The organism is Xenorhabdus entomophaga (assembly GCF_037996725.1).
Lineage (GTDB): Bacteria > Pseudomonadota > Gammaproteobacteria > Enterobacterales > Enterobacteriaceae > Xenorhabdus > Xenorhabdus khoisanae.
Map to the genome: position 1 here is coordinate 1 of NZ_JBBMXH010000105.1, position 15,455 is coordinate 15,455.

Annotated in this window: 12 protein-coding genes; 4 read left to right on the plus strand and 8 right to left on the minus strand. The window is 46.0% G+C overall.

The window, feature by feature from the left end; all coding sequences use genetic code 11:
• Window positions 1-156: 156 nt before the first annotated feature.
• A complete protein-coding gene (locus tag AAC854_RS18105) occupies window positions 157-1,557 on the minus strand; it encodes a uracil-xanthine permease family protein (RefSeq protein ID WP_340618349.1) in 1,401 nt (466 codons plus the stop codon).
• Window positions 1,558-1,799: 242 nt separating this feature from the next.
• On the opposite strand from AAC854_RS18105, the gene gltS reads away from it, so the two are divergent.
• A complete protein-coding gene (gene gltS, locus AAC854_RS18110; RefSeq protein WP_340618350.1) occupies window positions 1,800-3,014 on the plus strand; it encodes a sodium/glutamate symporter in 1,215 nt (404 codons plus the stop codon).
• A 98-nt stretch (window positions 3,015-3,112) separates the two neighbouring features.
• On the opposite strand, the gene recG is transcribed toward gltS, so the two are convergent.
• The 5 genes from recG to gmk are packed head-to-tail and all read right to left on the minus strand — an operon-like array spanning window position 3,113 to window position 9,040.
• Window positions 3,113-5,194, minus strand: a complete 2,082-nt coding sequence (recG, locus tag AAC854_RS18115; protein ID WP_340618351.1) for an ATP-dependent DNA helicase RecG — start codon at window positions 5,192-5,194, stop codon at window positions 3,113-3,115.
• Window positions 5,195-5,216: 22 nt separating this feature from the next.
• Window positions 5,217-5,948, minus strand: coding sequence for a tRNA (guanosine(18)-2'-O)-methyltransferase TrmH (gene trmH, locus AAC854_RS18120; RefSeq protein WP_340618352.1), 732 nt, complete (start codon window positions 5,946-5,948; stop codon window positions 5,217-5,219).
• Window positions 5,949-5,953: 5 nt separating this feature from the next.
• Complete coding sequence (gene spoT, locus AAC854_RS18125; protein ID WP_340618353.1) at window positions 5,954-8,068, minus strand: bifunctional GTP diphosphokinase/guanosine-3',5'-bis pyrophosphate 3'-pyrophosphohydrolase; 2,115 nt, start codon at window positions 8,066-8,068, stop codon at window positions 5,954-5,956.
• Between the two features lie 18 nt (window positions 8,069-8,086).
• Complete coding sequence (gene rpoZ / locus AAC854_RS18130) at window positions 8,087-8,362, minus strand: DNA-directed RNA polymerase subunit omega (RefSeq protein WP_047963911.1); 276 nt, start codon at window positions 8,360-8,362, stop codon at window positions 8,087-8,089.
• 54 nt (window positions 8,363-8,416) lie between these two features.
• Complete coding sequence (gmk, locus tag AAC854_RS18135) at window positions 8,417-9,040, minus strand: guanylate kinase (RefSeq protein ID WP_340618354.1); 624 nt, start codon at window positions 9,038-9,040, stop codon at window positions 8,417-8,419.
• Between the two features lie 359 nt (window positions 9,041-9,399).
• Between gmk and ligB the strand changes: the two genes are divergently transcribed.
• The gene (gene ligB / locus AAC854_RS18140; protein WP_340618355.1) at window positions 9,400-11,139 is read left to right on the plus strand and encodes an NAD-dependent DNA ligase LigB; all 1,740 of its coding nucleotides are present in this window, start codon (window positions 9,400-9,402) and stop codon (window positions 11,137-11,139) included.
• A gap of 100 nt (window positions 11,140-11,239) precedes the next feature.
• On the opposite strand, the gene AAC854_RS18145 is transcribed toward ligB, so the two are convergent.
• On the minus strand, window positions 11,240-11,857 hold the full coding sequence (locus tag AAC854_RS18145) for a trimeric intracellular cation channel family protein (protein ID WP_340618356.1): 618 nt from the start codon (window positions 11,855-11,857) through the stop codon (window positions 11,240-11,242).
• Window positions 11,858-11,990: 133 nt separating this feature from the next.
• Here AAC854_RS18145 and AAC854_RS18150 point away from each other — a divergent pair, with 133 nt between their 5' ends.
• Entirely contained in the window at window positions 11,991-13,280 is a 1,290-nt protein-coding gene (locus AAC854_RS18150; RefSeq protein ID WP_340618357.1) for a YidR family protein, read from the plus strand.
• 123 nt (window positions 13,281-13,403) lie between these two features.
• Here the strand turns inward: AAC854_RS18150 and AAC854_RS18155 are convergent, their stop codons facing one another.
• Window positions 13,404-13,751, minus strand: a complete 348-nt coding sequence (locus AAC854_RS18155) for a YceK/YidQ family lipoprotein (protein ID WP_340618358.1) — start codon at window positions 13,749-13,751, stop codon at window positions 13,404-13,406.
• 503 nt (window positions 13,752-14,254) lie between these two features.
• Here AAC854_RS18155 and AAC854_RS18160 point away from each other — a divergent pair.
• On the plus strand, window positions 14,255-15,455 hold a 1,201-nt coding region (locus AAC854_RS18160; RefSeq protein WP_340618359.1), incomplete at its 3' end, for a putative transporter.

The following is a 15,455-nucleotide window of genomic DNA, read 5'->3' on the forward strand; positions in this document are numbered from 1 at the left end:
TTGCCGAGATCGATACCAATAAGGGTGACGTTTTGCATGATGGACTCTCCAGAAAAAATACTCTATAAAGAGTATGGTTCACAAGGTGGGGAAGACCATCTCATTAACTCCCGCTATTACAGCGGGAGGGACACAACAAGCATCCAAACCTACCGGTTATTTTTCTTGAGGAAAAATCAGGTTCAGCAAAATGGCGGTCAGGCCACCTGCCGCAATCCCCGAAGAGAGCAGGTTTTTCACCCAATCGGGGGCAAACTGCAAAATCAACGGTTGTTGAGAGACGCCTAAGCCTACAGCCAGTGACAATGCGATGATCATAATCGCACGGCGATTCAGTGGCTCACGGGAAACGATTCTGACGCCAGAGGCGGCGATGGTGCCAAACATAACAATCGTCGCTCCTCCTAAGACAGGCTCGGGGATATGTTGCACAAAACCTGCCACCGAAGGGAACAATCCCAACAGAATCAACATGGACGCAATAATGTAACCGACATGGCGGCTGGCAACACCAGTGAGTTGGATCACGCCATTATTCTGACCAAAGCAGGAATTTGGAAATGTGTTGAAGACCGCAGAAACCATTGAGTTGAGGCCATTTGCCAACACGCCTCCCTTGATGCGTTTCATGTATAGCGGGCCTCTGACGGGTTGCTCTGAGACATCCGACGTTGCCGTGATATCGCCGATTGTCTCCAGTGACGTCACCATAAAAATCAGAATAAGCGGGATCAGCAGATTCCAGTCAAAAGACAGGCCATAATAGAGTGGTGAAGGAACTGTCACGATTGATGTATCTACCGTTGATTTCGAAAGAGGTAGCATATCCATGTACCAGGCCACCAGATAGCCTATGGCCATGGCAATAACCAGAGACGCGACGCGTAGGTAAGGGTTACGCTGGCGATTCAGCAGTACGATAACGGCAAGGACAATACCTGCTAACAGCAGATTTCCGGGCGCGCCAAATGTACCGTTTTGAATGGCAGAGTAACCGCCGCCAATCGAAGTTAATCCGACTTGGATCAGAGATAAGCCGATAATCATTACCACAATACCGGATACCAGCGGTGTAATGATCCTTCTTGCCAGATGGAGTACACGGGATAGCAGAACTTCGGTCATTGAAGCAACCATCAGTGTACCGAACAGGGTTGCCATCATCGTTGGGATATCCGCACCGCCGTTTTTCAGTGCCATGCCACCCATGATAAGTGGGGCAACAAAGTTAAAACTGGTTCCCTGAATTGAAAGCAAACCAGAACCAATTGGTCCCCAAGAGCGAATTTGAATAAGTGATGCCAATCCTGAGGCAAACAGGGACATACTGATGATGCGCTGCGTATCCTGTTCAGGAAGCCCAAGTGCCTGACAAATCAATATCGCTGGAGTGATAACTGCGACAAACATCGCCAGCAAATGTTGGCATGCCGCAAATAAGGCATGCGGGAGTGGAGGCTTATCCTCAAGGCGATAGAGCAGCTCATTATCTGACGTGTTGAGAGCCGAATTGTTGGGAACTTCTGATGGGTTGGCTTCACGGGTTAAATTGACCATGTAGTGAAATTCCAGAGGGACAAAGAAACGCATTTTAATGATCTTCACTATGAAAGCAATCGTTTGCCTAAGGTTTTCATTGTGAGATACGGCTTAATTTCGTCACATTTTTAAATATTTTAACTTGTGTTTATTAATAATTTTCTTTCTAATCCAACCCTTACCTGCTCTTGGCGTTTTTATAGGATGATTATAACGTCACATTAAGTTCACATAATTTTAACAATAGATGGGGTACATAAATGTATCATCTGGATGTTTATGGCACGCTCGTTGCTGCCACACTTGTTTTGTTACTAGGAAGAAAACTCGTACAATCAGTCTCATTCCTTGAGAAATATACAATCCCTGAACCTGTCGCAGGTGGGTTATTGGTCGCTTTAGTATTACTGGCGATTAAACAAACCACGGGTTGGGAAGTCGGTTTTGATTTATCACTCCAAGAGCCCCTTATGTTGACGTTCTTTGCCACCATCGGCTTGAACGCTAACCTTGCCAGCCTGAGAGCGGGCGGAAAACTTTTGATCTTTTTTATCTGCGTGATTGTTGGCCTGTTATTGGTACAAAACACGGTAGGTATCGTATTGGCGAAAATGCTTGGTCTTGACCCGCTCATGGGGTTGCTGGCGGGGTCTATTACACTTTCTGGCGGTCACGGAACGGGTGCTGCGTGGGGTAAAGTCTTCACTGAACGTTACGGCTTTGAAAATGCTACTGAAGTCGCTATGGCCTGTGCCACATTCGGCTTGGTTCTGGGCGGTTTGATCGGTGGCCCGGTTGCTCGTTTTCTGGTGAGAAATACCAAAACACCGGGTTTGAGTACAGAAGATACAGAGCTTCCGACTGCGTTTGAGAAACCCTATACGGGCCGGCTTATCACGCCATTAGTGATGCTGGAAACCATTGCCATGATTTCCATTTGCTTATTGGCAGGCAGTTTCATTGAAAAACAATTGCAAGGCACGGCCTTTGAATTGCCGACATTTGTATGTGTACTGTTTGTTGGGGTTATTCTCAGTAATAGCCTGTCTTTGCTTGGTTTTTATCGGGTATTTGATCGAGCGGTTTCAGTATTGGGTAACGTTAGTCTGTCACTGTTCCTTGCAATGGCGCTGATGAGCCTGAAATTGTGGCAGTTGGCTTCCCTTGCGCTACCGATGCTGATTATTCTCGTTGTACAGACAGTCGTGATGGCTCTGTATGCTGTTTTCGTCACTTATCGTGTGATGGGAAAAAATTATGATGCAGCAATATTGTCAGCGGGTCATTGTGGTTTTGGTCTGGGCGCAACGCCAACGGCTATCGCGAATATGCAGGCGATTACTGACCGCTTTGGACCATCACATGTGGCATTCTTGCTTGTGCCGATGGCAGGGGCATTCTTTATTGATATCGTTAATGCTGCTGTCATCAAACTGTATCTGTTGTTACCAATGTTCCCATCTGTTACAGGTTAATTTGACACGCTTGTGATATGGCCTGATATCTTGGCTAAAAAATGCCGCTGAAATTATATTCAGCGGCATTTTTTTAACTGTTTATTGGATGGCTTACGTTAGGCATGGCTGTATTGTGAGCTATCCGGTAGCCAGCGTTCAATTAACGCTTTGGCATGTTCAGGATAGTGCTGGTGGATATAGCGGGCAATGCGTTGAACTTCCGGCAACATATTTTGATCCCGCAATAAATCCGCGATCCTGAATTCAGCATTACCCGTTTGGCGCTTACCGAGTAATTCACCCGGCCCCCGAATCTCTAAATCTTTCTGGGCAATCACAAAACCATCATTACTATCCCGTAAAACTTGCAGGCGTATTTTGGCCGTGTGGGTCAGTGGGGTTTTATAGAGCAGAACACAGTGTGAAGCAACGGCTCCACGCCCGACACGCCCACGAAGCTGATGTAATTGAGCCAATCCCAAACGTTCGGGGTTGTCGATGATCATCAGGCTGGCATTCGGCACATCAACGCCGACTTCAATGACGGTAGTGGCAACCAGTAATTGCAATTCCCCCTGCTTAAAAGATTCCATGATGCTTTGTTTTTCTGCGGGTTTCATTCGCCCATGTACCAAGCCAATTTTCAGTTCCGGTAATGCCTGTGCCAGCTCTTCACTGGTCGCTTGTGCTGCTTGCGCTTCCAGAACGTCAGAATCTTCAATCAGCGTACATACCCAGTAGGCTTGGCGCCCTTCATCCAGACAGGCGCTTTTTATGCGTTGGATAATGTCGTTCCGGCGGGTATCAGGAATGGCAACCGTTGTTACAGGTGTTCGCCCTGGTGGGAGTTCATCAATAATGGATGTATCAAGATCCGCATAGGCGGTCATTGCCAATGTGCGTGGAATAGGGGTTGCGGTCATGATCAATTGATGGGGGTGGAAGCCTTGCTCGCGGCCTTTTTCCCATAATGCGAGGCGTTGATGAACGCCAAACCGGTGCTGTTCATCGATGATAACCAATGCCAATCCTGCGAATTTAACTTGCTCCTGAAACATTGCGTGAGTGCCAATCACCATACTGACCTGACCACTTGCAATCGCCTCTTGCTGTGCCTGACGAGCCTTACCTTTCTGCTTGCCCGCCAGCCAGCCGACTTGAATACCGAGAGGTTCAAGCCATTGGCGGAATGTATTGGCATGTTGTTCTGCCAGCAGTTCCGTAGGTGCCATTAACGCAACCTGCTTGCCGTGAACAATAGCGCGAACAGCCGCCAGAGCTGCCACCAGCGTTTTACCCGATCCTACATCGCCTTGTATCAAGCGCATCATGGGGACGTTTTTTTCCAGATCGTGTTCTATCTCTGCAACGACCCGGGCTTGCGCCCCTGTTGGTGAGAAGGGTAATTGCCTGAGAAGCTGTTGTTTCAGCGAATTATCCGCTGTGAGCGGCTGGGCGTGAAAGCGCTGGGTTCCGGCCCTGACTGCCAGCATACTTAAATGATGCGCCAGCAATTCTTCCAGAATTAACCTGCGTTGAGCCGGATGCCGGCCATTTTCCAAATCAGTCAGGGAGATATCTGGTGGAGGACGATGCAACGTATGCAACGCATCGGGCAGGCTGATCATCTTCCGGCTGAATTCTTCCGGCAGCAATTCATTAATGGCACAGGTCTTCAATATCTCTAATGCCTGATCGATCAACTTGCGCAGTGCTGTTTGGCGCACTCCCTCTGTAGTGGGATAGATGGGCGTTAACGTCTCTTCCAGTTGAACACGATTGGCGTGTTGCTGAACTTTATATTCAGGGTGAATGATCTCCGGCCCTTGGTTTCCACGACGGATTTCACCATAGGCAACCACGTGTTTTCCTTCGGCCAGATTATTTTTCATGGCGGCGGTGAAATTGAAGAAACGCAGGGTCAATATGCCGGTTCCATCACTGATTTGGCAGGTCATGATGCGCCGGCGTCCAAAAACGACATTGGTACGCAATACTTCACCCGTTACCGTAGCATAAATGCCAGGTAGCAACTCATTAATAGTGTACAGACGGGTTTGATCTTCATAACGCAGGGGAAGGTGCAGCAGTAAATCCTGTAGATTGACCAACCCTAATTTGGCGAGCTTAGTGACCTGATTGGCTCCAACACCATGCAAAGAGGTTAAGGGGATGGCATCAAGTAGTTGGCCTTTCATGTGATGTCTCCGTCGGTGTGATTTATTTCCTTGTATACCTGTTGTCTTTCAAGTTGCCGCTTGGTGCAGCCGTTGCCTGCATTATTGCCCACCACGATTCACTTGCGATGATTTGCCCTTGTTTATCAATCAATGGTTGTTCCAGACCTTTGCGTCGGGAAACTGCCGCCAGAACAGGATACCCTCCTTCAAACAGCAACTTTTGCTGTTCCTCTTCGGGCAGTGTGCTTTCTTCTCTCTGATACATGCCCGCCAGTTGGCGTTGCCGTTGTGCCTCATACAGGATCAAGGCAGATGCGACGGAGACATTCAGTGACTGCACCATGCCTGCTATCGGGATGATGATGTCATGATCTGCCAATGCGATAGCTTGTTTTGAGATACCTTTCTTTTCCTGCCCCATAATAATGCAGGTAGGTTTAGTGTAATCAATTTGGCGGAAATCGACGGCTTTATCAGAAAGATGAGTTGCCAGCACTTGCATACCATCGGATTTAAATTGCTGAATGGCTTGCTCAACAGTGGAATGTGTCTTGACTTGAACCCAACTGTTGCTACCCGCCGCAGAAGCGAGCTGGGTTCTTAATTGTTCTGTGGGCCAAATGGCATGGATTTGGTGGATGCCGACCGCATCCGCAGTACGGATGACAGCGGATACGTTATGGGGTTTGTGAACTTCTTCTAAACAAATCGTCAGGTCAGGTTGACGCATTGCCATCATCTGGCAAATACGAGCGTAACGTTTAGGATTCATAACCTTTAGTTTCGATTACGGCTGACTCGCATTACATCTGGCATGACACGTATCTTACGCATGATATTCGCCAACTGGATACGGTCTTTGGTCGTCAGCCTGATGAAAGCACAATAAACGCGGCCATCTTTTTCTTCCGTATTCATGCCTTGAATGCTGGAGTTTGCATCATTGATAGCAGCGGTCAGATTTGCCAGGGCACCTTGATGGTTAAACATATCAACTTTAATTTCAGCAATAAAATCGCTATTGATATCTTTATCCCACTCTACGTGCATGAATTTTTCCGGTTCTTTCTGATATCCACGGATATTGCGGCAGGATTCGTGATGGATTACTAACCCTTTTCCCGGGCTGATGTGAGCGATAATCGGGTCACCCGGAATTGGACGGCAACATTTGGCAAAGGTAATCAGGATGCCATCAGCGCCTTTGATAGGTAGCTTACGAGCCGTATTGCCGTTGTTGTTTGACTCTTTATCCGATGCGCCGAGCAATAAATTACGAGCGACAACCACACTCATGGCATTACCTAACCCGATCTCTGCCAGTAAATCATCCAAAGTCGCAAGCTTCATTCTTGCCAGCTCTTTGTTGATATTTTCCTGTGGTATATCGGTGATTTTTGTTCCGTTACCAAGTGCATGGTTGAGCAAACGGCGACCCAGCCCAACAGAATCATCCCGTTTCAGATTTTTCAGTAACTGGCGGATTTTGGCTCGCGCCTTGGAACTGACGACAAAGTTCAGCCATGCAGCATTAGGACGTGCACCGGGTGCTGTGATGATTTCGACAGTTTGCCCACTGCTCAGTGTCTGTGAAAGCGGATATGGCAGGCGATCAACACGTGCGCCTACGCAGGCATGGCCGATATCTGTATGGACGGCATAGGCAAAATCGACAGGAGTCGCTCCTGCGGGTAATTCAACAATTCGCCCTTCAGGGGTAAAAACGTAAATCTCATCGGGGAACAAATCAGATTTCACGCTTTCAATAAATTCAAAAGAACTGCCGGCACTTTGTTGAAGCTCCAACAAGCTTTGCATCCAGCGTTGTGCACGAACTTGTGCGGTTGTGCCGGATTCTCCCTGCTCTTTATAAGCCCAGTGTGCTGCAACCCCCATTTCCGCCATTTGATCCATATCTTCAGTACGAATCTGGACTTCAACAGGAACCCCATGCGGGCCAATAAGGGAAGTATGCAGAGATTGGTAGCCGTTGGCCTTAGGGATTGCAATATAATCTTTTACTCTGCCGGGGCGGGGCTTATATAAGCTGTGCATTTGCCCCAGTACGCGGTAGCAGGTATCAAGATTATTGACGATGACCCGAAAAGCGTAAATATCCATGATGGAATGAAAACGCTGTTCTTTCAGGTGCATCTTACGATAGATAGAGTAGAGATGTTTCTCGCGGCCACTGACTGTACATTCGATGCCAGCATCCGTTAACCTGCCTTCAATTTCCGACAAGATTTTTTGGATCATCTCCTTACGATTACCGCGGGCGGCTTTAACGACCTCTTTAATGACGCGGTAACGATTGGGATACAGGGCTTCAAACCCAAGCTCTTCCAGCTCCGTTTTCAGGTGATGGATACCCAGACGATGGGCCAGAGGGCTATAAATTTCCAGCGTTTCCCTGGCAATGCGCCGCCGCTTATCGGGGCGCAGGGAGCCAAGGGTTCGCATATTGTGTGTACGGTCTGCCAGCTTGATCAAAATGACGCGGATATCCTGCACCATTGCCATGATCATTTTGCGGAAGTTTTCGGCCTGAGCTTCCTTTTTGTCCCGGAAGTTCAGTTTATCCAGTTTGGATACCCCTTCCACCAATCCGGCGACGGCCGTGCCAAATAACTGTTCTATATCCTGAAACGTCGTTGGCGTATCTTCAATAACATCGTGCAGAAGTGCTGCCATGAGTGTTTCATGGTCAAGGCGCATTTCGGCCAAAATACAAGAAACAGCGACAGGATGAGTAATGTATGGTTCACCGCTGGTACGGGTTTGCCCTTCGTGGGCATCCCGTGCAACAACATAGGCCTGTTTTAGCAGATCAATTTGATCTTCAGGCAAATATTTCAGAACCAGCTGATTCAGGCTTTCAAACAGATACAAGGCAGACCTACCGTAAAATTAACGACGACCTTCAGCGATGGCAGAAACAGCTTTGATTTCTGCGGCTTCTTGTTCTTGCTGTTCCTGACGCTCACGAACATCAAGAATTTTATTGTTGATAAGGCCTTGCTCGATTTCACGCAGAGCGACAACAGTCATCTTATCGTTTTCTTCTGGAACGAGAGGATCTTTGCCGCCTACTTGCAATTGGCGTGCTCGGCGAGCAGCGACCAACACCAGGTCAAAACGGTTACCAATTTTTTCTACTGCGTCTTGAACAGTTACGCGTGCCATATGAGTGCTACTCCACAGATAAATAAATGACTGGGCATAATACTGAAACTTGGTTCAGTCTGCCAATAATTTGCTGATTAAGGCATCATGCCGCTGCGCCTGACGATCTAATCGTAGACGCTCAGAACGAATAACAGATTGTAAATCGGCGAGTGCCGTATTGAAATCATCGTTGATGATGACGTAATCATATTCGTTGTAATGTTCCATCTCCGCGACAGCTTGAGCCATTCGTTTGGCAATAACGTCTTCGCTGTCCTGACCACGCCCCCGTAAGCGACGGAGCAATTCTTCCTTAGAAGGCGGAAGAATGAAAATGCTACGGGCTGCCGGCATTTTCTGGCGGATTTGCTGTGCACCTTGCCAGTCAATATCAAGAAAAACATCAACGCCGCTGGCGAGTGTCTCTTCAATGACTTTTCGGGATGTACCGTAATAGTTACCGAAAACACAGGCATATTCCAAAAATTCATCATGAGTGATCATATTTTGGAATTCATCTACTGCGACGAAAAAATAATGTTCACCATGATTTTCGCCTGAACGAGCTTGGCGTGTCGTATGTGAAACAGAAACCTGAGTGTCATACAAAGGCTGAGTTTTTAATAAAGCCTGAATAAGGCTTGATTTGCCTGCTCCACTCGGCGCAGAAACAATATATAACGTTCCTTGGTTCATGATGAATTCTTGACTGATTGGGTATAAATAAATGCAAGCGCAGGAATATAAAATCCCACATAGTATACACGGATACGTCAATCCATGCAGCGTTACAATACATGCCAACGGGCATTTCAACAAAATTTTTTCTTAACAAACTGATGTTACGAGTTAATTTTGCGGAACAATTTCAGAAAAAATAGATGGTTGCAGAAATTAGATATTTATTTTTCGAAATGCTTCGCAAATCTGTCTTTTCCATCTTGGTAAAAATCGCCCTGTTTTTTATTCTCTGCTCGTTTTCAGGAATCTATGGAGCAAGGATGCTTAACTTTCTTATCAATTTTTTCATAACAGTAGGGATACTACTATTTAGCATGCCTATGGCATTCGCCACTCAGGCAGATTGCGCTATATGGACACAAGAAAAGCTTCAACATGAAATAGAACATCTGACACAGCAGATGGCGAAATGGGATTATCTCTATCGTCAAAAGGGTGTGAGTGAAATAGATGATGAAATTTATGATCAATTACAGGAAACCCTCGCGTTTTGGCAAGGTTGTTTAAATCAGGTAACGGCCAATTCTTTTACTGTTTCTGATTTTAGTACTTCTACGGTTAGTACTTCTACGGTTAGTACTTCTACGGTTAACACTTCCACGGCCAGATCTTCCACGGTTGTCGGTTTACAAGAGGAAAAACAGCCTCATCCTGTCCAGCACACAGGTTTAAATAAGCTGAAGGACTTACATAAGATTCGCCAGTGGTTACAGGGGAGAACAGGGGTTTGGCTGCAACCCAAAGTTGATGGGGTTGCGGTTACTCTGGTTTACGAAAAAGGCGACTTAGTGCGATTAATCAGCCGTGGGGATGGCGTAGAAGGAACAGACTGGATGGATAAAAGCCCATTTATTTCCAGTATCCCTAAGCAGATAAAAAATGCACCAGAACGTTTGGTATTGCAGGGTGAACTTTTTTGGCAGCAAGAGCAGCACCAGCAATCTGTTGCGGGCGGTCAAGGTGCACGCAGCAAAGTTGCGGGGTTAATGATGCGAAAGACACCGACACCGGAACTTGAGCAAATAGGCGTCTTTATCTGGGGCTGGCCGGATGGGCCAAATGAAATGCCGGTCAGGTTGGAACGATTGACATCAATGGGATTTCCCATGACACAACAATATAGCCACCCCATTGCTACCGTAGAAGAGGCCGAAAAGAGATGGAAAGATTATTTTGTGCAGCCTCTTCCTTTTGTGACAGATGGCGTTGTCTTGCGACAGGAAGCTGAACCTACAGGCCGGCAATGGCGAGCAGGCTCAAGTAGCTGGGCTATTGCATGGAAATACCCATTAAGGCAGCAAATGACAACGGTAAAAAATGTTGATTTCACGATAGGCCGGACAGGGAGAATCTCCGTTGTATTAGAACTGGAGACAGTCAGGTTAGATGATCGGCAAGTCAGCCGTGTCAATATCGGGTCTGTCAGGCGTTGGAAGCAGTGGGATGTTCATCCGGGCGACAAAATCACGGTGGCGCTGGCTGGGCATGGTATCCCAAAACTCGATAAGGTGGTGTGGCGCATTGCGGAGCATTCTGATATCCAACCGCCTAATGGGCAAAATTATCATTCTCTCAGTTGCCTTGCGTTAAACCAGACGAGCGATACGAATGATATGAACCAACAATATTGCCAACAACAGTTTATTGCCCGTCTGACATGGCTTGGGGAAAAGTTGAAAATGAAGGGGATTGGGCAAGGCACGTGGTCTGCTCTGGTAAAAAATGGATTGGTGACTAACTTATCGGATTGGTTGATGCTGGAGAGAAAACAGCTTGAAGAAGTGCCGAATATTGGCGTTAAGCGTGCTGAGTTGCTCTTCTCCCAATTCCAGCAGGCAAAGTTACAGCCACTTTCATTGTGGCGTGAAGCCATCGGTCTGCCTTATGCCAATCGTTTTACGGATAACATGGGTTGGCAATGGGAAGAGCCGTTATTACATCCGAATGGGGTAAAATCATTAACGACAAAACAAAGAGAAAAAGTCGCGGCTTTTCTACAACACCCGGAGATTAAGGTACTGATTCACACTTTAGATTTACAGGGGATTCAGTAGGAAAGGGAATTAAATAGGAAAGTGGATTATGTCGGAAAGGGAATTAAGCAGGGGCAAAGGAGTTGCCCCAAACGTTCATGACATTATTTACTAGAGGTTGCTAGTGGTCTGTTCCATCGTAATTGAAGATAGGTAAACCAAGGCGATAACGGATAGCAATTAACCGGGCCGTTAATCCTGCAATCAGTGTAATCAGGATCACGCCATTCGGATGCAGTGGAGTATGCAATAAGGCGATATAGAGCCAGGCGGCGGCAAAAGAGACGCCTGCGTAGATCTCTTTTTGAAATACCAACGGAATGGTATTGCAGAACATGTCGCGCAGTACACCGCCGAAAACCCCGGTAATTACGGCAGCAATGGCGGCAATAATAGGGCTGTAGTGCATCTCCAAAGCAATTTGTGCGCCAATGATGGAGAAGACAATTAAACCAATCGCATCAAGAATGAGAAATAAACGGCGTAGGTGTTTCATCATGGGTGCAACCCAGATAGTCAACACAGCAGCACAAGCAACGGTCACAATATACTCTGGATTTTTTACCCAGCCGAGTGGGTAATGGCCCAGAATAATATCGCGGACGGTACCACCACCGATGGCCGTCACGGAAGCAATAATGATAACGCCGAATACATCCATCTTTCGGCGACCTGCGGCTAATGCGCCTGTCATGGCTTCAGCCGTAATACCAATGATATAAAGGACACTTAGTAGCATAAATTTAATCAACTGGAATAACGTGGAGGTAAAGAGTACTGTTGAAACAATAACGTCTCGACTGAAATTTTTTAGTCGAACCTGAGTAAAATTAGTTTTTATTATCCGAAACCTCGCAATATAAGGCAGGAAAATGGTTTTAAAGGAACGTCAGATTACATTCGACAGTCGTAGCCATCAGATAACTAATATAAATATCTGGACTCCTGATAGCCAATGGTTAGTGTACGATGTTCGTCCGAGTAGTGCATTTTTTACGGGTTTAACGATAGAAAAAATTCATGTTGATAGCGGACAGACTGAAATTATCTATCAGGCACAGGATGGCGCTCATGTCGGTGTAGTGACTGTTAGTCCTCAGGAACCAACTCGTTATGCTTTTATTCATGGCCCGGAAAAACCCGATGCACTTTGGCAGTATGATTTTCACCATCGTCGTGGTGTGATTGTCTCAGATACTCTGCCGAACGTGGCGGTTAACATTGATGCGATGGACATTACCCCACCTTATACTGCGGGTGCCTTGCGTGGCGGTACGCATGTGCATGTTTTCAGCCCAGATGGCAGCCGTTTGAGTTTCACCTATAACGATCATGTAATACATGAGTTAGATCCTGCTCTCGATTTACGTAATGTTGCGGTGGCAGTTCCATTAGGTGCCGTTATTTCAGCAAAAAAACATCCGAGAGAATATGACGGTAACTATTTTTCAGTTGTTGTTAGCCAGACTACCGCGCATCCGCGTCCCGGAAGTGATGACATCAATCGGGCTTATGAAGAGGGATGGATTGGGCAGCAGGGATACTTCAAAGATAATGGTCAACAGCAGCGTTGGGCATTGGCGTTTATTGGGGATACATGCGCCGAAAGTGGTGAAAAAATAGCTGAAATTTATCTCGTTGATCTACCCGAAAATGATAGCGATTACGCTATTGCAGGCAATCACCCTTTGGCTGGTACAGAGACAACTTTACCCGCCCCGCCTGCGGGAGTGAAACAGCGGCGTTTGACCTTTACACATGATAAACGTTGGCCGGGTGTTGTGAATGTGCCCCGTCATTGGCTAAGGGCATCGCCGGATGGCAGTAAAATCGGTTTTCTGATGAAAGATGAAAAGGGAATTATCCAGCTATGGCATATCTCCCCAAATGGGGGCGAGCCAATGCAGATAACCCACAGTCATAACAGCATGCAGTCTGCATTTAGCTGGGATAGCCGTGGGCGGTTTATTGCCTGTGTCTGTGACAATAGTGTCATGCTTTGTGATAGTCAGAATGGCGAAATGCGGCGTTTGACGGAGCGTACTGATGAAGCTCCCTCCGCAGATGCAATAGTGATATCACCGAATGATCGCTATGTTGCTTTTATGCGTGATATCAATGGATACCGACAAATATTTATGGTTGAAACCGGCATTTGTTGAAACAGATATTATTGTAATGGCATCGCTGGATAATGGCGATGCCTGGCTAAAGTGCTTATATATTCAATGAATTTCAAGATGCAGGGTGACGGCAAAAAAACGAATCCCCGGAAGTATAGCTGGCTATATTCCATTAATCACAATTTGGGGATCTAACAGCATAGAAGTTGAATTTTTCTCCAATTGCTCGATACGATGCTTAGGCGATTGCTCAGCGCTATTTTGATCGGAACGGGCATAATCATAAGGAAGCAGGAGTGTATCCAGAAAGGCAGAAAATGGAATATCAATCGCGACCAGAGGTTTCATGACCCACCCGGTTTTGTCATCTTTTAACATGTCAATGTTGGCTTTCGCTCCAGAATAATAACCTTGATAGGGGCCACTATGTGTCATAATGCTGGAACAGCCTGTGACAAGTAATAATCCCAATATGGTACATAATAATGGAAGCATCTTACGGTTTTTCATCGTTTCCATGATCTCAATGAGTTAATTTGCCAATGTTCAGATACTATTTGCTCTTTAACACCACTTTTCCAAAGCATGAAGATAAACCTTGAATACTGTTTACCTCTTAATACTATTTACTATAGTCAGGTAATATTCAGTTTGCTATAGCATTTATCGTTAAATTTAATATTTTTTTGTGACGGAAATTTTAATTCTGTTTTATAACGTACCTTCAGGACGGGAAAATATTTATGCTCTCCAATTTACCAGCAATAAATAAAAGCTATTTAGTGTAATGTTTATTGAATAGTGAGGGGTGGATGACTCATTGGAAAATAAAAACCCGCCCTGAATTAAACGTGGCCAATAAAGATGGAAAAAAACATGTGATATGTGGTTTAAGACACATATCTTCCCGTTAATTCATGCCAACATTTAATTGGTAGTGTTGGTATTTATAAAGCATAAGGGGAAAGCGACAAACATTCCCAAATGTTAACCTTTGGTAAAGGAAGCAAGTCATGAGTGATATTGCACTGACAATGAGCTTGTTGGCACTGGCTGCTGCATTAGGATTATGGATAGGTAATTGGCGAATATATGGTATTGGCCTCGGGATTGGCGGCGTTTTGTTTGGTGGAATTATTGTCGGCCATTTTGCCCAAACCTATTCGCTGTCACTCAGCAATGACATGCTGCACTTCATTCAGGAATTTGGCTTAATTCTGTTTGTTTATACTATTGGTATTCAGGTCGGGCCGGGCTTTTTTTCTTCCCTACGGGTTTCTGGCCTTAAATTAAATGGTTTTGCTCTCCTGATTGTCATTATTGGCGGTCTGGTTGCGGCTATTATTCATAAATTGTTTGATGTGCCTTTGCCGATTATTTTAGGGATTTTTTCCGGAGCAGTGACAAATACCCCATCGTTGGGAGCGGGTCAACAAATTCTGGTGGATTTGGGATCAGAACCTTCACTTATCAGTCAAATGGGCATGGGCTATGCCATGGCTTATCCAATGGGAATTTGCGGTATTTTGTTGGTTATGTGGCTGGTGCGTCTTTTTTTCAGAATTAGCGTTGAACGGGAAGCCAAATCATTTGATATCCAAAATAACCATAATCGGGAAATGCTCCAGACAATGAATATTGCTGTGCGTAATCCGAATTTGGATGGGTTAATGATGCAGGATATCCCCTTGCTCAACAGTGATGACGTTGTGTGCTCCCGCCTGAAACGCGGTGAATTATTGATGGTGCCTCAGCCAACGACGGTGATCCAGAATGGAGATTTGCTTTATCTGGTAGGGCAGCGGGAAGAATTGAGCCAAGTCCGGTTGATAATTGGGGAAGAAGTTGATGTGTCGTTGTCTACCTCAAACAGCATTCTCCAATCGGTCAGAGTGGTGGTAACGAATGATGAGGTATTGAGCCAGAGAATTGGGTCGCTCAATCTAAAACAGAAATATGATGTTGTCGTTACGCGCCTCAATCGTGCGGGCATTGAACTGGTTGCCAGTAATAATGCCAGTTTACAGTTTGGCGATATCCTGAATATTGTCGGGCGTACTGAATCTGTAGAAGCCGTCACAAGGCTATTGGGTAACTCGCAGCAAATCTATGGTCTTCCCCGTTTTTGCAACACTCATTTTGATGTATGGTTGGCTTGCTTAAATCTATCCGGCGTCTCTATGAGTATGGATACCCGCGCCACGATGAGTTCTG

Bases quoted from the DNA above. Each gene is read 5' to 3' on its own strand.
- AAC854_RS18105 (WP_340618349.1), bottom strand. From the start codon at position 1,557: ATGGTCAATTTAACCCGTGAAGCCAACCCATCAGAAGTTCCCAACAAT.
- gltS (WP_340618350.1), top strand. From the start codon at position 1,800: ATGTATCATCTGGATGTTTATGGCACGCTCGTTGCTGCCACACTTGTT.
- recG (WP_340618351.1), bottom strand. From the start codon at position 5,194: ATGAAAGGCCAACTACTTGATGCCATCCCCTTAACCTCTTTGCATGGT.
- trmH (WP_340618352.1), bottom strand. From the start codon at position 5,948: ATGAATCCTAAACGTTACGCTCGTATTTGCCAGATGATGGCAATGCGT.
- rpoZ (WP_047963911.1), bottom strand. From the start codon at position 8,362: ATGGCACGCGTAACTGTTCAAGACGCAGTAGAAAAAATTGGTAACCGT.
- gmk (WP_340618354.1), bottom strand. From the start codon at position 9,040: ATGAACCAAGGAACGTTATATATTGTTTCTGCGCCGAGTGGAGCAGGC.
- ligB (WP_340618355.1), top strand. From the start codon at position 9,400: ATGCCTATGGCATTCGCCACTCAGGCAGATTGCGCTATATGGACACAA.
- AAC854_RS18145 (WP_340618356.1), bottom strand. From the start codon at position 11,857: ATGCTACTAAGTGTCCTTTATATCATTGGTATTACGGCTGAAGCCATG.
- AAC854_RS18150 (WP_340618357.1), top strand. From the start codon at position 11,991: ATGGTTTTAAAGGAACGTCAGATTACATTCGACAGTCGTAGCCATCAG.
- AAC854_RS18155 (WP_340618358.1), bottom strand. From the start codon at position 13,751: ATGAAAAACCGTAAGATGCTTCCATTATTATGTACCATATTGGGATTA.